At 59.4% G+C, this 20,206-nt stretch carries 13 protein-coding genes; 4 read left to right on the forward strand and 9 right to left on the reverse strand.

Annotated elements, in window-relative coordinates; translation table 11 throughout:
- Positions 1–130: 130 nt before the first annotated feature.
- The gene (locus tag AC4IHP_RS18000; RefSeq protein WP_490832344.1) at positions 131–2,122 is read right to left on the reverse strand and encodes a methyl-accepting chemotaxis protein; all 1,992 of its coding nucleotides are present in this window, start codon (positions 2,120–2,122) and stop codon (positions 131–133) included.
- A 365-nt stretch (positions 2,123–2,487) separates the two neighbouring features.
- On the opposite strand from AC4IHP_RS18000, the gene AC4IHP_RS18005 reads away from it, so the two are divergent.
- The gene (locus AC4IHP_RS18005) at positions 2,488–3,015 is read left to right on the forward strand and encodes a hypothetical protein (RefSeq protein WP_460119036.1); all 528 of its coding nucleotides are present in this window, start codon (positions 2,488–2,490) and stop codon (positions 3,013–3,015) included.
- Between the two features lie 46 nt (positions 3,016–3,061).
- Here AC4IHP_RS18005 and AC4IHP_RS18010 read toward each other — a convergent pair whose 3' ends face one another.
- Genes AC4IHP_RS18010 through AC4IHP_RS18030 form a run of 5 tightly spaced genes read right to left on the reverse strand, consistent with a single transcriptional unit; the run spans position 3,062 to position 10,106 of the window.
- On the reverse strand, positions 3,062–3,997 hold the full coding sequence (locus tag AC4IHP_RS18010; protein ID WP_460119038.1) for a GNAT family N-acetyltransferase: 936 nt from the start codon (positions 3,995–3,997) through the stop codon (positions 3,062–3,064).
- Complete coding sequence (locus tag AC4IHP_RS18015) at positions 3,966–5,276, reverse strand: phenylacetate--CoA ligase family protein (protein WP_490832345.1); 1,311 nt, start codon at positions 5,274–5,276, stop codon at positions 3,966–3,968. The genes AC4IHP_RS18010 and AC4IHP_RS18015 overlap by 32 nt, the downstream gene beginning before the upstream one ends.
- Positions 5,277–5,315: 39 nt before the next feature.
- The gene (locus AC4IHP_RS18020; RefSeq protein ID WP_490832346.1) at positions 5,316–7,718 is read right to left on the reverse strand and encodes an aldehyde dehydrogenase family protein; all 2,403 of its coding nucleotides are present in this window, start codon (positions 7,716–7,718) and stop codon (positions 5,316–5,318) included.
- Between the two features lies 1 nt (position 7,719).
- Entirely contained in the window at positions 7,720–8,850 is a 1,131-nt protein-coding gene (locus tag AC4IHP_RS18025; protein ID WP_490832347.1) for a LuxE/PaaK family acyltransferase, read from the reverse strand.
- Positions 8,851–8,858: 8 nt separating this feature from the next.
- On the reverse strand, positions 8,859–10,106 hold the full coding sequence (locus tag AC4IHP_RS18030; protein ID WP_490832348.1) for an MFS transporter: 1,248 nt from the start codon (positions 10,104–10,106) through the stop codon (positions 8,859–8,861).
- 340 nt (positions 10,107–10,446) lie between these two features.
- Between AC4IHP_RS18030 and AC4IHP_RS18035 the strand changes: the two genes are divergently transcribed.
- Positions 10,447–10,635 (forward strand): hypothetical protein, encoded by a 189-nt coding sequence (locus AC4IHP_RS18035; RefSeq protein WP_016770563.1) that lies wholly within the window; start codon positions 10,447–10,449, stop codon positions 10,633–10,635.
- An 18-nt stretch (positions 10,636–10,653) separates the two neighbouring features.
- Here AC4IHP_RS18035 and AC4IHP_RS18040 read toward each other — a convergent pair whose 3' ends face one another.
- On the reverse strand, positions 10,654–11,031 hold the full coding sequence (locus AC4IHP_RS18040; protein ID WP_415762529.1) for a fe2+ zn2+ uptake regulation protein: 378 nt from the start codon (positions 11,029–11,031) through the stop codon (positions 10,654–10,656).
- A gap of 243 nt (positions 11,032–11,274) precedes the next feature.
- Here AC4IHP_RS18040 and pvdQ point away from each other — a divergent pair, with 243 nt between their 5' ends.
- A complete protein-coding gene (pvdQ, locus tag AC4IHP_RS18045) occupies positions 11,275–13,620 on the forward strand; it encodes a bifunctional acylase PvdQ (RefSeq protein WP_490832349.1) in 2,346 nt (781 codons plus the stop codon).
- A 53-nt stretch (positions 13,621–13,673) separates the two neighbouring features.
- Here pvdQ and AC4IHP_RS18050 read toward each other — a convergent pair whose 3' ends face one another.
- Positions 13,674–14,675: a FecR family protein gene (locus tag AC4IHP_RS18050; protein ID WP_490832350.1), complete on the reverse strand. Its 1,002-nt coding sequence runs from the start codon at positions 14,673–14,675 to the stop codon at positions 13,674–13,676.
- A gap of 153 nt (positions 14,676–14,828) precedes the next feature.
- On the opposite strand from AC4IHP_RS18050, the gene AC4IHP_RS18055 reads away from it, so the two are divergent.
- The gene (locus tag AC4IHP_RS18055; protein ID WP_426159407.1) at positions 14,829–15,098 is read left to right on the forward strand and encodes a PepSY domain-containing protein; all 270 of its coding nucleotides are present in this window, start codon (positions 14,829–14,831) and stop codon (positions 15,096–15,098) included.
- A 71-nt stretch (positions 15,099–15,169) separates the two neighbouring features.
- Here AC4IHP_RS18055 and AC4IHP_RS18060 read toward each other — a convergent pair whose 3' ends face one another.
- Complete coding sequence (locus AC4IHP_RS18060) at positions 15,170–20,038, reverse strand: dermonecrotic toxin domain-containing protein (protein WP_490832351.1); 4,869 nt, start codon at positions 20,036–20,038, stop codon at positions 15,170–15,172.
- Positions 20,039–20,206: the final 168 nt, after the last annotated feature.

Raw genomic sequence — 20,206 nt, forward strand, 5'->3', positions numbered from 1 at the left:
CTGTGGGAGCGGGCTGCTCGCGAACGCGGCGCGTCAGTAAAGACTCAATTGCCAGACACAACGGCTTCGCGAGCAAGCCCGCTCCCACACTGGATTGTCTGCCATCAGGCAATCCAGTGTGGGGGGTGAGTCAACTGACCTTGAAGCGTCCCATGATCGCGCTCACGCGGCTGTTGGCTTCGAGCAGCTGGCGGGTATTCAGCTCGCTGGCCTGGCCGCTCTGCACCAGTTCATCGACCATGTGACGGATCTGCACCATGCTGCGGTTGATCTCTTCGGTCACCGCGCTTTGCTGTTCGGCGGCAGTGGCGATCTGGGTGCTGAGGCTGTTGATGTGGCTGACTGAACCGGCCATTTCGTCCAGCCCCGAGTTGACTCGGGCGGTGGCGTCAGCTGCGGACTGGCAACTGGCCTGGGTATTTTCCATGGCGCTGACCGACGAACTCACGCCTTGGGTCAGACGGGTCAACATTTCGTTGATTTCCGAGGTGCTGGCCTGCGTTCGTGCGGCGAGGGCGCGGACTTCATCCGCCACCACCGCAAAGCCGCGCCCCTGTTCCCCGGCACGCGCCGCTTCAATCGCGGCGTTAAGGGCGAGCAGGTTGGTCTGCCCGGCAATCGCGCCGATGACGCCGAGGATTTCGGTGATGCGCTGGGCGTCCTGCTGCATGTTTTCAACTTTGTGTGTAGCGCTCGCCACTTCGTCGATCAGCGCGACCACGCTGTTGGTCGCTTCCCCGACCACGACGCGCGAGCGATCGGCGTTTTCATTGGCGCGCTGGGTGAACGCTGCGGTCTCAGCCGCATTCTGCGCAACGCTTTCGGCGGTGGAGCTCATTTCAGTAATCGCGGTGACAGTCTGATCGGTTTCCGAGGCATGACGCAGCAGAATCTGGCTGGTATGCGCCGAGGTGCGTTGCAGATTATCGAGGCTCGAAGCCATGGCGCCGGTGGCGTGGGTGACTTCGCCGATCATGTTCTGCAGATAGGCGATGAAGGTGTTGACCGAGTGACCGATGGCGCCCAGTTCGTCTTCGGCGCGAATGGTGATGCGGCGGGTCAGGTCGGCGTCACCGCTGGACAGCGAATCAATGTTGGCCTTCAGCGCTTTCATGCGCAGCACCAGTTTACGAATCGCGTAGACCTGCAACAGCACCAACAGGATCACCAGCGGAATCTGGATCAGACTCAGGCTGTTGAGCACGTCGTCGCGCTGTGCGGTGAGCATTTTGGTCGGCAGGGCGGTGGCGAGGAACCACGGTGTACCCTCGATAGGGCGCATGAAGAAGGTGGCGTCTTCACCGTTGTTGTCGAACTCGACACGTTGCGCTTTATCGCGGTTCTGCAGGCCTGTCTTGATCTGATTGATGAAGGTCGAGCTGGCCGCCAGTTCGCTGATGTTCTTCAGCACGATCGGGCCGCTGATGCGCGAGCTGTTGCTGATGATCTTGCCGTCAGCCTCGACGATGAGCATTTCGGCGTTGAGGTCTTTTTCCTTGCGGGCCACCAGGTCATTGAAGAAGCCCAGGGTCACGTCGATGGTCGACACGCCCCAGGCGCTACCGTTCTTGTAGATCGCCATGGCGCAGTTGGTGCGCGGCTCGGCACTGGCGTCGTCCTTATAGGCAGCGGCCCACGCGCACTGGCCGCGCGGAGTGGCCATGCCGCCCTTGTGCCAGCTCTGGTCGTAGTAGTTCGGTGCGGCGTCGCTGTTCCAGAAGGTGTTGACCTTGAGCTGACCCGAGGCGTCGCGATGCCAGAACGTGCTGAACTTGTTGCGCCCGGCGTCACGCTGGCCCGGCAACGGCCAGATGCCGCCGCCGAAGACTTTCAGTTCGCCGTACTGATCCACCAGCCCTGGCAGCACCACGTCGATGGCGGCGCTGTCGAGCAGTGGAATGGTCTGGGTGATGCTGCGTTGCTGCGCCTGCACCTTGTTCAGTTCGCCCTGAATCTGCACGGCCACTTCGGCGATGCGGTTGAGCACGACCTTCTCTTCGGTATCGCGCAGGGTTGGCGCGACCAACTGGCTGATGCCGACCACGGTCAGCACTGACAACAGCAGGATAAACAGAACCAGAAACAGCGTGTAGCGAGCCTGAATAGTGCGCAGTGCGGGCATGGAACTGATCCTTGAGCGGCGTTTTGTTTGAGGGCAGGAATAAAACAGGGCGGGTATCACAGCGTATCGTCGTTTCGGGCCGAAGCTTTAGGTACTGGCGTGCCGAAAGAAACGGGTAGCGATGACCGGTTGGTATCGCAATTGATACGTTCGCGACCGTTACTGCGCGACAGGCGCCTTCGTTACATGGTGATGACGGCTCTAGCGCAATGTTTGCAGGGGATGCGCTTTGTATCGTGAATGTACGAAAGTTGTAAAAAAGCGCACAAAAAGGTTGGTGCGATCAAACGAGGCGGCCGATACTTGCGCCCATTCAGTTTGTTGGAACAAGGACATTTCATGCTCATGGCACAAGGAATCCTCGCATGACGATCGGTTATACCGGCGCCTGGGAAAGCAAGGCGGGCGTAATGGTCCGTGATACCGGCGCGAAGAAACAGGTTTCGCAGAGCGTCAAGGTGCAGCAGATGCTCACGCTGGTCGGCAACGATCCGAACGCGCTGAACGTCGCCGAGATGGATAAGCAGGGGCTGCGCAAGCAGATCAAGGGCTTCGACCCGGCCAACGTTTCCGTCAAGCAATTGGGCAACCTCAGCGAGTTTCTGCGCGGGCGTGGGCTGATTTCTGAAATCACCTCGATCACCTTGCTCAATGCCGGCGACAAGTTCGACCGCTTCGGTGTGCAGAAAGACCCGGAGGCGAAGTTCAACGCGCTGGAATATTTTGCCACGCAGCTCGATGCCATCCAGACCAACAGTCTCAATGGCAACTACTACGGCAAAAGCCTGATTCCCGAATTCAAGAAAGCCATTTACGTCCTGCAAAACCTCAAGACTTACGGCGAAGGCAATGCCGCTGTGCCGTCAGACCAGGGCCTCAAAGCCAAGGCATAAGTCCGCGCCTCAGCGAGCGGGCTTATGCTTTATTACGGGTAGCCGATCAAAGCGTCTGCAGATCACGGCGCGCGATTTGCCGTTGCGTCCGAGCCTGCAGGTCTTGCATGTACGGGCAATGCAAGGCCAGTCTGCGCGGGCGGAAACCGCGATGGAACAACGCCAGCCAGCCGCCCTGATTGTCTGGCGCCGGCGCTAGACCGGTGAAGACAAAACCAATGGCGTCCAGACTGTGCAGATCCACTGCAAATTGTCCCGACAGTTGCAGGCGAATCGAAATCAGCCAATGCCCGGGCAGCGTGCGCAATTGGTTCAGCAGTTCCGGATCGAGTTTCTCCAGAAGCATTTCATGGCGATCGCCGTGTTGTTCAACCTGAACCGAGGCCCCGCGCCAGCGTCCCGCACTGGTTCCGATGCCGAACACGCTTGTCAGACGCTCCATCAAGGGCCGACAACTGGCTGGCCAGTCCTGCTCGGGCAACGGCCGCCGATAGCCATCGATCGCGCGAACGCCCAAAACGATCGACTCCGGCTTTTTGCAGCCAAAAGGCGAGCGGACATAGTCCGGTAGCAGTCCGGTGTTATGGAACCCGAGGCTGATCGCCATGCGTTGGGTGTAAGGGTGGTGGGTGACCTGCTTGATCGAAACGCTGCGACAACCCAATGCCTGTGCGTGAGTCAGCAGTTGCTCGCCCAGGCGCGTGGCGATGTTCTGCCCACGGGTGTCAGGATGAACGGCACTCAAAGCCAGTTCAGCGTCGTGCGATGCCTTGCTTTGCCTGTACAAGGTGGCATGACCACGAATCCGTTCTCCCTCGACCGCTACCAATGAGTGCCAGCGTTTTTCTGCATGGTTCTGACTGATCAGGCACGGCAGGTACACGTCACTTTGTACGTAATGGTCGCCGTAAACCTGGCGAAACAGTTCGCTGACGGCGGCGGCGTCGCTCTCACGGTAATTGCGCAGGATCAACGCTTCCATCACGCACCTCCCTGTCATGTTGGTCATAGCAGCGTAAATCGACGATCCGCAGGCTTTTGCCGGCGCGAGGATGGCGCGCGAGATCCTCGAAGCGGCAGCTCTGGATGCGTAACTGCAGTAATCCAGCGCCTCGCAGTCGGGTGATCTGCGGGTAGCGTTCGATCAAGCGGGCCTCAAGGTTCTTATCGATGTGTGTTGATCGCTCATCGACTGCATATTTCAACGTCAATACATCGGTGCCGTCGGCCTGTTCAATCAACAATTGCCAGTCGTCGCTGCCAGCAGTGCTCCTTACGGTTTCGCTGATTTCATCCGTCATCAGCGACAGGATGCCGACGCGCACGCGCTGGCTGTTGCCGCTGCGGCCCTTGAGGGCGAATTTGCGTTGCGGCGTACCGACCGGTTCGCGCCAGCACGCCAGATCTCCCACGGGATAGCGGAGCAGGGGCATCAAGCGCCGATGAAGGTTGGTCAATACGAGCACGCCTTTTTGATCGCAGGCCTCGATCGGCTTGCCCGTGTGCTGGTCGATGATCTCCAGCAGGACGTGGCCGTCAGGGGTGCGATGTTCACCTTCCATGCAGTCATGATGACTGGCGCCGATAAATCCAGCGTCGACGCTGGCGTAGCCGATGGAGGCGATGCGTGCGTTGGGCAGCGCTTGCGCAAGGAGTTGGCGCTGCGAGGCGAACAGGCTTTCCCCGCCGTAAAGCACGGTATCAACCAAAGGCAATGCGAGGTTGCGTTGCCTCAGCCAACTGACGAAGGTCAATAATTGCGCGGGCACGCCAGCCAGCACGTTGATCCGGTGTTGCGCGATGGCATCGGCCAGCTTCGGCGGGTCGACTTCACCACTGAACGGGAACTCGGTGATCGGCGTATCAACATGGGCCAGTGAATCGTGGATAAACAAAAAACTGGCATAGAGGTCGCCGGCGAAGAACAGATTGGCGACCCGGTCGCCCGGGCTGAATTGTCGATTCAGACTGCGACCGAAATTCTCTACAGTGGCTTGCCATTCGGCACGGGTGTAGACCGAGAGCCTGCCGCCGCCGGTGGTTCCGCCGGTCTTGAAAACCACCGCCGAGCCGATCGGCGCGGTCAGTACCGGCCATTGCTCGAGGCGCTCGCTGCCAATCCAGAAACTCGCTGGATCAAGCAGAGGCAGTTCGGTCAGTGAGTTCATTGCCTCGGGAACATCAGCGAGACAGTTCTTGTAGTAGCGTGAATGCTGACGGGCAAAACTCATCAGTTCGCGAATCGGTTGAGTTATTTTCACAAGGTGTTCTTCCTGAATGATCTGACTTGCGCTCAAACGTCAGCGGCGCGAGTCAATGACCAGTGGCGTCTTGCCGCTGTGTTTGTTTTGAATGAAATCTGCGGGCGAGCATTGTTGGGCCTGTATGACCAGCAATCCGCTGTCGATGACGGTCATCAGGGTCGGATAATCGGCGAGCCGGGCTTGAACCACGTCAGTTGCAAGTTCGCAGTGCACCTGCAGGTGCTCGATGCCCTCGGCGGTGTGGTCCAGGTGCAACTGAAATGGCACCTGCAGCCTTGTCGAAAGCTCGCTTGCCGAGATGAAGTCGGTGCCGATACGCAGCAGCGTGCCGTGGCGTTGCAGCAGTTCAAAGCGTGGCGACTGCAGTCCGCAGGCGCAGGCACCCGGCAACCAGCGCCCGGTGTCGCCGATCTCGTAACGCTGCACGCGCTGGCCACCTTCACGGGCAAGCGAAGTCACCAGCAGCCGACCCACCTGGTCGTCGACAACCGTGACATCTTCATCCAGCGCAACGATTTCCAGTTGCTGGATATCGCTCATCAAATGGAAAACTCCGTCCGCTGAAACCTGGCAGGCATGGCCAAGCGGGCCGGCATCGACGCTGCCGTAAATCGCCGAGCGGATCGTCGAGACGCCACAACTGCGCAGCAATTCACGGTTCTGTTCGCTCAGGTGCTCGCCACCAAGGAAGACTTTTTCCACCCCTCCATAAGCACGCAAATGCTCCTGCTCGTTGAGGAACAGGCGATGCAGCGTGGCGGGCATGCCGACCAGCACGTTGACCCGCTGATCGATGATCAATCGGGCAATTTCCCTATAGTCGTTATCAGCAGGCGCGGCCATGGGCAGGTGCGTCACTTCGAGCAATTCCAGCGCTTTGCCGAAGCTGAGAAAACCACCGTACAGCCCGCCGCAGAAAAACAGGTTCATGACCCGATCCCGCGCCGGATCAAGGCCGGCGGCGAACAGGCCGTCTGCGGTTGCACGCATCTGCCGATCAAAGTCGCGATAGCTGTAGCCGGCCAGCGCCGGGATGCCGCTGCTGCCTCCGGAACGAAAAAACAACTGCGCCTGATCGTTGACGGGCTGGGCGACGAAAGCCGCTTTGTCCATGATCGCAGCGCACGGCTTCGCTGGTGATGACGCTGTATCGAGAGAGGCTTGATTCGGCAGTTGCGTCGCCGCCAGACTCGCCGATACCCGGCGACTCAAACGTTGCAGCGCGTAGACGCCGTCATGGGGTTCGCCTTCGTAACCGTCGTGAAGGCTGCCGATCGGTGCGATACGTGTGAGCCCGGCGCCGATCAGTGCATGGGTCAGCTCGACAATGCGCGATTCTGCGCACACCAAAGCACAGCTTTGCAGCACGTTACGCCATGGCAGCAGGGTGGCGGTGAGCAGGGCCTGTGGCACCGGGTGCAGCAGTACGCTGCGAAACAGCGGCGAAGGTGTGAGTTGCCGATCATGGCGCCAGATCACTCGCCAGCCTGAGCCGTTCCAGACTTGGCCGGTGTCTCCGGCAAAACTCTGGCCGAGGCGGGCCATCTGCGTATGCGTGGAAATTTGTGAAGCTTCCTGGAGCGTCGGCACCAGTGCCGGCCATTGTGCGGCGCGGCGCTTCAGCGCTTGCGCCAAGCGTTCACCGATATCGTGTAAAACCTGCGGATCATCGCTGTCCACCAGCAGCCATTGCGGGCTGGAGCAGGCTTGCTGATCCAGTTTGCAGACTTCGTCGGCGACAGCGTCGAGCGCCTCGGGCGTGGCAGTTTCCGCACAGAGATACACAAAGCTGATGCGATGTCCCCAGTCGATCCAGCGACAACCCGGCGCCAGTTGCTGCCGGATGGCTTGCAGAGCCGCTTCGCCACCCCACGCCGCGACACCGTTGGCGTGCTTGCACAGTTGGCCAATCTGGCTGGTGTCGGCTGGAATCACCGCTACATAACCAGCCAGTTGCCCGTTGGCATCGCACGCCACCAATGCGCTCAGCAGTCGCGCCGTCAGGCCTCGATCGCTGCGGCTGGGGCGCAACCAGTTGACGTTGCCGGCCAGCAGACTTTCGACCACCGCACAGAACGCCAGCAGCGGCGCATTGGCGGGGGTGATGTGCACCACCAGCCCGAGCGGGCGCCAGGCTTCGAAGCGGGGCTGGCGATAGTCGATTCGGCGCAGAGAATCGGCATCGGTACCAAGTTCACGCTGGCGTTTGTGCCTCAGCGCTTGGGGTTGGCAGAAATCGATCAAGGCTTGCCGTTGTTCGTTGTCGAGTGGCAAATCGGTGTGGGCGCTACGCAGCTGCTGGACAAAACACCTCGCGGCCTGGATGACCGTGCCGCTTTCGAGTGCCGTCGACAACCGGTGCGGCAGCGCCTGTTGCAGGTCTTGCAGCGCTTGGTCGAGGCTGTAAATGTCGTGCAATTGTCCATTGATCAGATACATGTCAGTGATTTCCCAGTAATTCGGCGGCGGCCATGGCGCAGCTTCTGCCCGCCGTGGTCCCGGCGCGGCCTTGCAGCTCAAACCAGTCGGTGGTCAATCCGCAGCCGCAGCTTGCGCCCGGGTGCAGCGTGGCCAGGTCGCTCATGACCACGGCATGGGCGGGGCTGGAGGTGATATAGGGCGAAACGAAGCCGAGCAGGCCTTGTTGGCCGTAGGGCAGCAGGGAAAAATCCGCCGGGTTGCGGATCAATACCCGCGCATACACCGGCACGTGAAAGCGGTGATGGGCGCATTCGATGTAAGGCACGGCGTGCTCGACGGCGCCGTAACCATCGCGGCAGCGGCCGGGTTCAATGCCCAGCTGGCGGTGGATGTGGGTGTAGAGCTGCTGTTTGGGGATTTCCTCCGCGGCCTGGGTTTTCCAGCCTCCGCCAAAAAAGGCCAGCGAACCGGCCGGCATTTGCAGATCTTGCACACCGGTGTCCTGCATGCGTTGCAGGGTCTGCCACAAAAACGCCGGGAAACCGAAGATCCGCACCGGCAATCCCTCCGCAGCGAATGACTGCAACGCGGCGATCACCCCAAACACGTCGAACTGATGGCCGCTACCGGTGTTGCGCAAGGCATAGACCACCCGGCTGGTCGGGGCGAACCGACACAGAAACTGGTCGGTGAACGAAGTGCCGAGCGTAATGCGGCCTTCGGGTTCGTAGCTCAGCAGCAGGTAGTTGCATGGCGTATCCGGAGTGTCCCAAGCGTAATGGCGGAAGATCTGCACGACCATGAATTGCGCCCGCGCCAGGCTGCGCTCGTCGTAACGCATCCGGCTTTTCTGTCCGCTGGTGCCTGATGAAGTCAGTTCGAGGGCGTCCGTGCCAGTGCTGCTGAGGAGCAGGTGCTGCTTGAAGAAACTGGCAAAAATCGGCGGCAGTCGTGACCAGTCATCGAGACTGTCGAGGTCTTGCGGCGACAATCCATGGGCGTTGAGCCAATGGCGGTAACCCGGCGTGTGATCGCAGTGAAAGCGGCTGATCTCAGCCATCGCCCGATCGAACAGATCGGCCGGGGCGGAATTCAGGCAATAGGGTTGCGGCAACGCGCACAACGCGTCGGCATAGGGTAAATGAGTCATCTTGTTCCTTATTGAGGCGAGGCCACATCCGGCGTGGGGGTTTGCAGGAGCCGGTAGATCAAAGGCAGGCACATCAGTCCGCCGAGTCCGGCCCAGAGAGCGAAATACTCGAGACGGCTGCCGCCACCGATGGCAGCAATCAGCGAACCGCCGAGCCCCATGACGGCAATCGAGAGCATGCCGGTCAGCGCCGATACCAGACCTTTGCTGTCATCACTGGAAAACAGCGCGAGGCGATACACCGCCGCATTGCTCATGCCCAACCCTACGGCGTACAACGCAAGGCTAGCCACCACGGGTCCAGGTCCGGCCCCGAACAATGCGCATACGATCAGCAGCAGCAGGCCCAGACAGAAGGGCCAGAGCGCCAGTTGAATCAATTGCTGCAACGAGCGGGTCTTGAGCAAGCGGTCGAGAACCAGATTGCCGGCGATCACCGCCGTGAACACCGGAATCTGCCACAGGCCATATTCCAGCGGCGGCAGCTGCAGAACCCGCACCAGCAACAACGGCGCCAGGCCGATCCAGGCGATCAATGGCAGACTCATCAGGCCTAGCGCCAGACTGGCGCAGAGGAAACGTGGATTGCTGAACAGCGTTGCGTAGCGCCGAGAAGTCAGGCGCCAGGAGAAGGACACTGCGCGAGTGAATTGGCCATCACGGCGCTCGACCCCGACGGTTTCCGGCATCCACAACAACAGGCCGAGCCAGACCAGCGCCGATGCAAGACCAAGCAGTAGAAAGATTTCCCGCCAGCTCAGCCATTCCAGCAAGAGGATTCCCAGCAGCGGCCCGAGCAGGGGCGATAACAACGCAACATTGCCGAGCAGTGCCATAAGTCTGACCGCATCGGCTTCGCAGAAGACCTCCTGCAATGCCGGATAGCTGACCGCGACAACGAACCCCAGCCCCATGCCCTGCACCAGACGCAACAGGTTGAAAACTTCGATATTGCCAATGAAAAAGGCTGCCGCACACGACACGCCGAAGAGCGCGCTGCCGATCAATAACAGTGGCCTTCGCCCGAATTGATCGGACAAGGGGCCCAGTAGCCATTGCAGGCAGACGCCACCCAATAGATAGAGATTGAAGGCATTGGGAACATGCCGTGCGTGCGCCTCGAGCTCGCTCGTGACGTCGAGCATCGCTGGCATGATCACGTCGCTGGCCATGTAGGTGAGGAGTTCGAAAGCGGTCAACGCCAGGCAGAAACCTGCTACCTGTCTGGGGCCGATGTTTATCAGTGTTCTCTGCATGAACATCCCTGTTTATGAGTTGTAGGAAGTTCGCAGAGCCTAGGCGCAGACGCACGGAGCACCTAGGCGTTTGCTGCGTCAGCAGATTTCAAAAACTTACGGAATGTTTAAACGTTTGGCGCAGTGGCAAACATGTTTACCTGGCTGCCACTCACGCAGAAACAACAATGCCCGCGACGGTGCGGGCATTGTCGGCAGCAAATCGGCAGAGCGGCCCGAAACGCAGGGTTGGCCGGCCATGCAGCGAAAAACCTTCAGTGGCGGTAACATGAGGCCCCGCTTATCCCGGCAAGACCGAAATCCGGCAAGCGTATACATTCCAACGTTTCAGGAAACCGCAATGACCCAGAAGCAACGCTTGATTTACTCGATTCTGATCGCTCTGTCCGTATTGGCGATCATGCTGGGCCTGTCCTGGCTGCAAAACGCCGGCATGATCACCGAGAAGACTTTCCAGTACGTGGCAATCGGCGTGGCGGTCGTGGTGGTGGTAATCAACGGAGTGATGCGCCGCAAGGTCAAACCCTGACGGCGAGCACCCGGGGCCTCAATCGTGATTGAGGACCGCCGCAGCCTGCGGGTGCAGGCTGTAGCTCTTGTCGGCGTTGAAGGTGATCACGCCTTCGGCGCACAAGCGTTTAAGTACTTCGCGCACGCTGAGAAACGACAACGGCACGTCCAGGTCGAGCAACTGGCTATGCACGCCTCGCACGCCCAGGCGACGATCGCTCTGCGCCGCCACCAGCAGGGCGTCGATGACTTTCAAGCGAATCAGGCTGGTGCGCAGGCCGAAACTCTTCAGCAGAACCCGGATACGCTCATTGCCCGGACGCTCGCCGCGCTGGGTGAAATTGCCGGTGTGCGAACTCATGGAAACGCTCTGTGGCGTCTGGCTACCGTCCGATGGTAGTTGCGAGTTGTACATGCGATTACTCCTTTTCAGAGCCAGATCGGGAAAGGTTTTGTTGCGCTCTCTAAACAAGACGTTTCAGCTCGACAAATCATGAAAGAAAAGATGTAGAAATTTCGTCGCAAAATCGTCTCGGCCTTGTGATGCCGGCCTTGCTTGATTGGATTGCCTGCTAAATTTTTTTCCTCAGCTTCGTTTCTTCGACAGGCTCATTGCGCGTGGACGCAGGGGCAATCGACCTATCGATCAGGAGCGAGCGTGATTATTTCCAGGCAACTCACCGGGCTGGCCCTTGCCGGCACTTTATTCGGGCTGAGCCTGTCGGCCCACGCGCTGAGTCCGGCTGCGGACACCCGCGCGGACATTCGCCGCACCACGTTTGGCGTGCCGCACATTCGCGCCGAGAATGAACGCGGTCTGGGTTTCGGCATCGGCTACGCCTACGCCCAGGACAATCTGTGTCTGCTGGCTAACGAGATCGTGACCGTCAATGGTCAGCGCTCGCGGTATTTCGGTCCCGAGCAGTTCACAGTCGAGCAACGGGAAAACCGCGTCAGTGATGTGTTCTTCACTTGGCTCAATACACCTGATGCGGTCAAAGCATTCTGGCAAGCGCAACCGGCTCAGGTGCGCGACCTGGTCGAGGGTTACGCCGCCGGTTACAACCGTTATCTGGCTGAACGTCGTCCGCAAGGGTTGCCGCAGCAATGCCAGGGTGAATGGGTGCGTGATATCCACGCCGAGGATCTGGTCAAGCTGACGCGGCGCCTACTGGTTGAAGGCGGTGTGGGCCAGTTCGCTGAAGCCCTTGCTGGCGCGACGCCGCCGCAAGCGACCGCGCAGGTCAAGCACGACGCCGAGGCGTTCCAGTTGGCCGACGCGCGTCAGCGACGTTTCGCTCTGGATCGCGGCAGCAACGCCGTGGCAGTTGGCAGCGAGCGTTCGTTCAACGGCCGCGGCATGTTGCTGGCCAACCCGCATTTCCCTTGGGTCGGTGGCATGCGCTTCTATCAGATGCACCTGACCATTCCTGGCAAGCTTGATGTCATGGGCGCCGCTTTGCCGGGGTTGCCGATGATCAACATCGGTTTCAACCAGCATCTGGCCTGGACCCACACCGTCGATTCGTCGAAACACTTCACGTTGTATCGTCTGCAACTCGACCCGCAAGATCCGACCCGTTACCTGCTCGACGGCAAGTCGCTGCCCCTGAGCAAACAGACCGTCACCGTGCAGGTCAAGCAGGCTGACGGCCAGGTCGTGCCGGTGGACCGCGATATTTACAGTTCGCAATTCGGGCCGATCGTGCAATGGCCGGGCAAGCTCGATTGGGACAAGCAATACGCCTACAGCCTGCGCGATGCCAACCTGGAAAATGATCGCGTGCTGAAACAGTGGTATGCGATGAACCAGGCCAGCAGTCTCAAGGATCTGCAAGGCGCGGTGCAGCAGATTCAGGGCATCCCGTGGGTCAATACCCTTGCAGTGGATGACAAGGGGCAGACGCTGTACATGAACCTGTCGGTGGTGCCGAACGTCAGCGCGGAGAAACTGGCCAAGTGCAGCGACCCACGCCTCGGTCTGCGCATGATTGTCCTGGACGGCTCCAACAGCGGCTGCGCCTGGGATATCGATCCGCAAGCGGCGCAGAAGGGCATATTCGCTTCCAGCCAGTTACCGCAATTGCTGCGCAAGGATTTCGTCCAGCACTCCAACGATTCCGCATGGCTGGCCAATCCGGCGCGTCCGCTCACCGGTTATTCGCCGCTCATCAGTCAGGACGGCCAACCGCTTGGCCTGCGCTCGCGATTCGCCCTTGATCGTTTGGCTGACCTGAACAAACAAGGCCCGCTGGCGATCAAGGATCTGCAGCACATGGTCATGGACGATCAGGTTTATCTGGCCTCGCAGGTCATGCCGGATCTGCTGAGGTTCTGCGCAGCCGATCTGGGCAGCGATGCCGAGACGCTCAAATCTGCCTGCGTCAGCCTCAAAGCCTGGGACGGCCGCGCCAATCTGGATGCCGGGCTCGGTCTGGTGCACTTCCAGAACATCATGCAGGCGCTGCTCGAATCGCCGGATATATGGCGCGTGGCATTCAATCCCGCCGATGCGCAAAACACTCCGCGTGGTCTGGCGGTCGAGCAACCGGCGGTTGCCAAAGCGCTGCGCGAGGCGATGCTGGCGTCGGTCGAGCAGGTTGGAAAAATGGGCCTGAAGCCGGACATGCGCTGGGGCGATATCCAGGTGGTCAGCAGCGGCGGGCAGCAAACGCCTATTCATGGCGGGCCGGGTACACTGGGCATCTACAACGCGATGCAGAGCGTGCCCCGTGATGACGGCAAACTTGAGGTGGTCAGCGGCACCAGCTATCTGCAAGTGGTGAGCTTCGACGAAAAAGGCCCACATGCCCAAGGGCTGCTGGCGTTCTCGCTGTCCAGCGACCCGATGTCGATATATTCACGGGACCAGACTGCAGCGTTTTCGAAGAAACAGTGGAGTGTGCTGCCATTTACCGAGCAGCAGATTCAGGCAGACCCGCACTATCAGGTGCAGACCATCCAACAGGTACAGAATCAGGCAGGGAAGGTGGCCGCGCAGTAAACCAGGCATAGCCCGAAACAAACGAAGGCCGCCTCCCGCAAGGGACGCGGCCTTCAGCTTTTGGATGGGCGCTGCGGCATCGAATTGATCACCGGGTTGCCTTCCTTGTTGCGGGTCAGGTAGACCGGCAGTACTTTCGGCAGGCTGTTGGCGAGGTTGTTCATCTCTTTGATGTTGTAGACGCCGCCCACCCGAATCGCGCCAGTAGCGGTGTCGGCCAGCATCAACGGTTTGTCGAGGTATCGGTTGATCAGCGGCAGGGCGTCGTGCAGGGCAAGGTTATCGAGTATCAATCGGCCGCTACGCCATGCCAGCGAGGTGTCGCCAGGGTAGGTCTGGCTGATTTGCGGTGCGTAATCGCCATGCCGGTAGCGTGCCTGCATCGAAGGCGTCAGGCGCAAACCGTCACCCGGCAGGTCACGATTGCTGCTGACCAGCACCGAACCTTCGACCAGATTCACGCGAACCTGATCCTCATACATCCACACGTTGAATCGGGTGCCGGTGACGCGAATCCTGCCTTCCCCGGCGCGCACCACGAACGGATGCGCCGTGTCGTGACTGACATGGAAAAACGCCTCGCCGTTGTTCAGGATGACGCGACGTTCATGTTTGTAATTGCTGAAGGTCAGGTCGGTGTTCAGGTTGAGTTCCAGCTGGCTGCCGTCACTCAGGGTGATCTGACGCACACTGTCGGTCGCGGTGTAATGCTGATAACTGTCGGGCAACCAGCCCAGACTCCAGCCGCTATAGGCCGCCAGTGGCAAGGCCAGGGCACAGGCGCCAGCGATGACCGCGAACTTGCGCCACGGGCGCGACGGTTTGCGTTGTGCGGCCAGTTCCCCCGGCTCGGTTCGAGGCAGGTCCCCGGCGACTTCCCAGATTTCCTGCATCGCTTCGTATTCGAAGGCGTGCAGGGGATGGGCATCGTGCCATTCCTGGAATGCGCGACGCTCCTCGTCCGTGCAGTCAGCGGCGTGCAGACGCATACACCAGTGCGCGGCGGCATCGGTGATCGCATCGTATTCGGCTTCCGAGAGAGTGTCTTGGGTCATTGACTCGTCCTGATTTCGCTCATTCTAACCTCGCCGGCAGGCTGCCGAGAACATCCGTCATGGCATTTACCCATCAACGTGGAACTTATTTTTCCCTGTGGCGCCCAAAAAAACAGGAAGCAACTGCCCACTATCCATAAATGGAGTGAAAAAATGATCAAACAGACATTCGCAGCCCTGATTGCCACCGCCGGTTTGCTCAGCGCCGGTGCCGCCCTCGCGGACAAGCCAGGCGCGGGCTGGATCACCATCGAAAAAGCTATCGAAGTCGCCAAGACCAAGGCCGGTTATGTCGAGGTCTATGAGATCGGTGCCGACAATGACGGTTACTGGGAAGGCGAAGGGCGCAAGGCCGATGGCATCGTTTATGAATTCCGCATCGATGGGGCGTCGGGTAACGTGTTGCGTGATCAGAAGGACTAATGCACCGTTACACCTTTGTTGTATGTACGAAATGCGCTGGCGTCGAGCCAGCGCATTTTTTGTAACAGCGTTTATGAAGACGACGTCCCGCTGGTTACAGGTGCCGGTAAGGGGATTGGCGCCGGCAGCGGATCGAGGACTTGCCCCAGTTCGCTGATCAGCAACGCGATCGAGTCGGCGTTGGCCAGAATCACTTCGATGCGCGGCTCAGTCTCTAGCGGATTGCGAAATGCTTTGCGTGCATCGGCGAGCGTCGTGGTTTTGGTCAGTTTGAGAATCTTCCTGTATTCGTTGATGCGCATCGGCAACTGGTCCAGCCCCACGCGTGTGCCGTTCGGTTTTTTCTCACTGAACAGGCGCGAAGGCGCCGTAGATCGCGAAAGGGATTTGCGCAGGCTTTCAAGATCGGCTTTGAGCAGCCGCCCGTCCGATGAAGTTGTGTCAATGAGATTCGTGTGAGGCGCAATCGCTTCGACGGAGGCCAAGTCTTCACTGTCGCAAATCAGATGCGACAGCTCGTGGATCAACGTGACCGCACGTGCGTGGGAGTCAACGTTGAACCTGGGAGGCAACACAGGTGTATAGGCATCCATTCCCGGATTAAAGAAATGTTCGGTCAGGTGGACAATCCGTCGCTTGTCCTCTTTGAACACAAAGGCCACGGTATCGTCGTCGTAGTAGGCATTGAGCCCGGCAAAAAAACGCTCGGTATAGAGCAGATCATCTTTGGGGTCGGTCAGCTCGCGACAAATCGGCAGAATCACCTTTTCGATCTTGCGCAGCAGGAAGGGAGTCACTTGCGGCACTTCGAAGAACTGCCTTAGCACGGTTTCTACCCGAGTGCCACCCAGATTGTCGCGATGCACCACGAAGTTATGCAGGCAGTTCAGGGCATAGGTTCGCGCCCGGCCGACTGCCTGCTGTATGACGAAGGCCCTGGCCGGATATAGCCGATGGATCTGCGTCATGCCCTGGGCCTGAACGTACATCAGGATTGAACGACTGCGCTCGACTTCTTCTTGCTGCATCTTGCTGCGTTTTGATCGGCAGCGCTGAATGGAATGGCCGGGGCGTGCAACAACCAGTCTGGAATTTTTCTGTTCAAGCGCCGGCCCTTCGCCGCCATTCGGTTCGCGCAGAAACCAGACGTTGTCCGATTGCACCACCGGATAGACCTTGCCGGCAATTGCCGCGTATTTGTGCGATTTCGAGGCGTCCGCATACACCAGCTTATTGTTCTCAAGCTTCAGGTCTTTCAGCGCCGTGGCGGTTTCGAAGCGCTGCAGGTTGGCTCGAGAGGACGTCGCTGGCGGGACCTTGGACCAGCGCGAGACAGCCTGCACCGGCGTATCTGTGCGGGTTTCGGCTGGCGTCGACGAGGTTGGCTCTGGCTCAGCAGCAAACCCGGACACTGCGGGTTCCGGTTCCGGTTCCGAATCCCAGGCCAGGCGACCCAGGCTCAGCATGGAAATCGCACCGGCAATGAAAGTCTTGAGAGCGTTGGCCCAGTGATGATCCTGAAGGTCATCGGCCGACTCCTTGAAGTCCTGGTAGCTTTTCCAGAGGAAAAACAGCGACGCCAGTTTTCCAGGCAGCAAGTGCGGAACCAGACGGACCCCATGGCTGAACAGAACTTTGGCCGCCTCCCAATCGGATTGGGCATTGATCTGCGGCTGGCTACTGAGCAGTCGCGGCAAGAGGCTGAGGGTGTCTTTGTGAAATTGTTCCAGTGCATTGCCCTGGATGGCGTTGTCCTGAAGGGTAATTTCGCTGGTTTGGCCGATGGTGGTTTTCAGCAGATTCTTGAAGACACTTTGTTGGGAGACCGGCAGACGCCGGATAACCAGATCCTGAAAATGCCCGGGCGTGTTCAGCGCATCGATCAATTGGCTCTGATTCTCGAACTCGCGAAATACGAACCTGGAGTAGGGCGCATAGAGCACCCGTGGGCCGCTTGTTCCCGCGCCAGGCCCGAAGACATAGATGCCTGGCGCCTCAACGGGATCGGCGTGCGCGGTTTTGATCAACGCCAGGGGACTGACAATCGCATCGGCACCCTCGACCATTGCACGCGCAATCCCGTCCGGCATATCGAGCACCTGGCACACATAGTCGTACCCGGTATCTGACAGTTGTTGTTGCAACTTCAACGCATGTGCGTGCTGGATCAACTGCCAGGGCAACTGACGGAAGAACCTTTGTTTACGGGCGCGCGCAGCGTCATTGTCCGCCGTCAGCGCTTCGGTCACTTTGCGCGTGTAGGTCGTGGCTACCTCCAGCGACTGCAGCAGTTGGCGCACGGCGGACGGGTCAAATTTTTCCGGTAATGCCGTGGCCGTTTTCGAGGCCACCTTGAAACCAGTACCTTGCACAACGTTGTAATGATGCAGGGCAAACTCCAACAGGTCACAGGCGGGTCCGGCGAGGGTCAGGTTCGGGGTGATCTGGATGTCCTGAGGCTTTAGTCCATTGCCGGGAAATCTGGCGTCGAGCAATGTTTTGAGGGTCTGCTCGACATGGGTAGCCAAGGCCGGGACGTCGTCGAGAAAATCCTTGCCGTCACGAAACGCGCGACGCACTTCATCCAGCAGCGCAAGGTGTGTACGTTGCTCTGTTACTGGCGCCATGCGCAACCAGTCGGGGTAGTCCAAGTGAGTGGAAACCGTTTGCGCAAGGTCAATGGCCCGACGCAGATTGGTATTGATACCTCTGGTTTTCATGCGCTCCAGGAAGTTTGCAAGCGTTTGTTTGTCCTTGATACACGTGCGCAACAGCTCACACTCCGCCAGGTAATGTTCAATGGCCGATTGCATGCGCTCGCTTGCGACGCTGTCTTCGATCAACAGGAAAGTGCCTAGCGTGTATTGCTGATCCAGCCGACGTTGCGCTGACGGCAGATTTTCCAACAGTGTGTGGCTCTGGTTGTTGTCGTCCAGTCGGCGCTGCAGTTGCGCGCGCGCGGTGTCGATATCCTTGAACGATTCCAGGCCTGCGGCCGGTGTCCAGAGCACGCAGAGCCCGGAATGCGCGACGTCCATCCCGCCGCGTTCGGTCATCAGCAGACAATACGCAAGCGGCAGCACGCTGCCTTGGTCGGAGCAGGTCAGTGAGAGTGACCAGGCGTCCGGGCGGAAACCGTTGATTGACTGACGATCGTTACGTGTCGTGCGCCTGGCATCCAAGACGGTTTCGACAATTTTCCGCTCAATACTCGGCGAAGAATCGTTGAGACCATGCATCTGCACTTCACTGCGCAGGCCATCCTCGAATGCGCGCGCCAGCTTCCAGCGGATGCTTTGCAGAAAGGCCCGATGTTCACTGTCGGTCAGGGTCGGCTGTTCTGCGAAGCTGCTGGCGAGACTGTCCAATGTGGCGTTCAGGCTTCTTGCCAGTTGTCGGGCCTTGTCTGCCTGGACGCGCGAGGCTGGTGGAGTGCTGGAAAACAACGGTCGGGTGCTCCAGCGCGCATGGACGTCAATTTTGAGCAGACGTTGGTGAATCATCGAGCGGATATCCAGCGCCTTATCGAACAGCGCATGAATGTCGGTGGTACGTTCGCTCTGGCGAAAACACTGCAAAGCAAATTCGACGTTCTGCCGTTGTTTGGTAATGATCGCCTCGAACAGCGTGGTCATGATCTCGCCGGCGATGTTTTCGCCGGACACCCGAGCGTTGGTGAAACCCAGATAGCGATCGCGTTCCTCCAGGCTCATCAGCCCGTACAGTTCGTCCTCATGGCCAGCCGCAGCGAGTTTGGCAGTCAGCGTCCGCTGAAGATCGACGTAGTTCGTGAGCACCTGCATGCCTTGGCTGGGCGTGTAGAGGTAAGCCTTGTCATGATTGATCATCAGCGAGCCGGCCAACTCGACGGAAGCCGTCTCTTCGCTTAAACACACGGTTTCAAAGGTCGGACGCTGCACCGCCACGGCAGGCTCGCGGATCAAGGTGTGCAGGGCATCGAACTCGCTGGCGGAGAGGATTTCCGTTTCGCGTTTGATCATCAGGTCCGCACGGGCCTGATCCTGCAGCGTCCGGCTGAAGAACGCGCGTCGTGGCGAGCCCGAGAATGAGGCGGCATTCCAGTACGTTTCCAGTTGCCGAAAAAGCAGAATGGTCAGCTTGCCCGATGCTGACTTGATCGCAGTTGACCAGGCTGACTGATCATCTGCCGTAGATGGATGGGTGGGGTGGTCGAACTCGACGGTCTGGCCCGGCGGCCAGCCCTGTCGGCGAAAGTGCAGTAGCAGCGCTTCACTCAGCGACAGCGACTGGGTTGGCTGCCTGACTTCACCGGCGGTCTGCGCAGTAGTCGGGTAAAAACTGACCCGTGTAGCTGATTGCTGCAAGTCGCCAAAGTGCGTCTCGAGTTGTTCGTCGAGAACGCTTTGCAACAGGCTGGTGAGCAAAGGCAGGCGTTTGAGCTCGTCCAGCATATCGTTCGCGCAAGCGCCCAATTGGGCATTGATGGCCGTCGACTGGTCGTCGAACACATCCCCTGTGATCGTTTCGCGGGTCATCGTTATGCCGCGCTTTTCCACCAGCTCCTTGCGCATCGATACCGTGAGAAAGGCCAGCAGATCGTCCTCTTCGTCCGCATTTTCCAAGCGCGTTTGCAACGCCTGCGACAGCGCCTGATCGTCACTGAATTTTTTCAGGCCATCGTAGGGGGTATAGAGAAACACCCCACCGTCATCCGGCCCGGTGCCAAGGACGAAACTGCCAGCCAGCGCTACAGGTGATTGCTTCTCGGCGTTGAGCAAAATGCGCTCGGCGAGCATTGGCGGGGTCTGTTCACTGCGCAGGGCGTGGGTCGCCAGCTGCACATGCGCGAGCCAGCTGAAGTCTTTGCTGTTCAGACCATGCGCTTTGGCCAGAGCGGGATGCAGGCCGGGGGATTTCAAAATGTCGGGAAACAACAGTGGTGCGGGCGAACTGGACATCATAAGGACTCTGAACGGGGCGCCATCGGGCAGGGACTCAACCATAGATCCGTGGCCGGCCGCGCTTGCGGTATTCAGTTACCGCACCCGCCCACGCTGAATGTGCATCCGGACGGCGACCGCAAGGTCGATCAACCCAAGGGTTGACAGCCGACAGCTCGGGCGCAG

This window comes from Pseudomonas sp. UF-293, from assembly GCF_058245595.1.

Bases quoted from the DNA above. Each gene is read 5' to 3' on its own strand.
- AC4IHP_RS18005 (WP_460119036.1), top strand. From the start codon at position 2,488: ATGACGATCGGTTATACCGGCGCCTGGGAAAGCAAGGCGGGCGTAATG.
- AC4IHP_RS18050 (WP_490832350.1), bottom strand. From the start codon at position 14,675: ATGACCCAAGACACTCTCTCGGAAGCCGAATACGATGCGATCACCGAT.
- AC4IHP_RS18055 (WP_426159407.1), top strand. From the start codon at position 14,829: ATGATCAAACAGACATTCGCAGCCCTGATTGCCACCGCCGGTTTGCTC.
- AC4IHP_RS18010 (WP_460119038.1), bottom strand. From the start codon at position 3,997: ATGGAAGCGTTGATCCTGCGCAATTACCGTGAGAGCGACGCCGCCGCC.
- AC4IHP_RS18025 (WP_490832347.1), bottom strand. From the start codon at position 8,850: ATGACTCATTTACCCTATGCCGACGCGTTGTGCGCGTTGCCGCAACCC.
- AC4IHP_RS18020 (WP_490832346.1), bottom strand. From the start codon at position 7,718: ATGTATCTGATCAATGGACAATTGCACGACATTTACAGCCTCGACCAA.
- AC4IHP_RS18000 (WP_490832344.1), bottom strand. From the start codon at position 2,122: ATGCCCGCACTGCGCACTATTCAGGCTCGCTACACGCTGTTTCTGGTT.
- AC4IHP_RS18030 (WP_490832348.1), bottom strand. From the start codon at position 10,106: ATGCAGAGAACACTGATAAACATCGGCCCCAGACAGGTAGCAGGTTTC.
- AC4IHP_RS18035 (WP_016770563.1), top strand. From the start codon at position 10,447: ATGACCCAGAAGCAACGCTTGATTTACTCGATTCTGATCGCTCTGTCC.
- AC4IHP_RS18060 (WP_490832351.1), bottom strand. From the start codon at position 20,038: ATGTCCAGTTCGCCCGCACCACTGTTGTTTCCCGACATTTTGAAATCC.
- AC4IHP_RS18040 (WP_415762529.1), bottom strand. From the start codon at position 11,031: ATGTACAACTCGCAACTACCATCGGACGGTAGCCAGACGCCACAGAGC.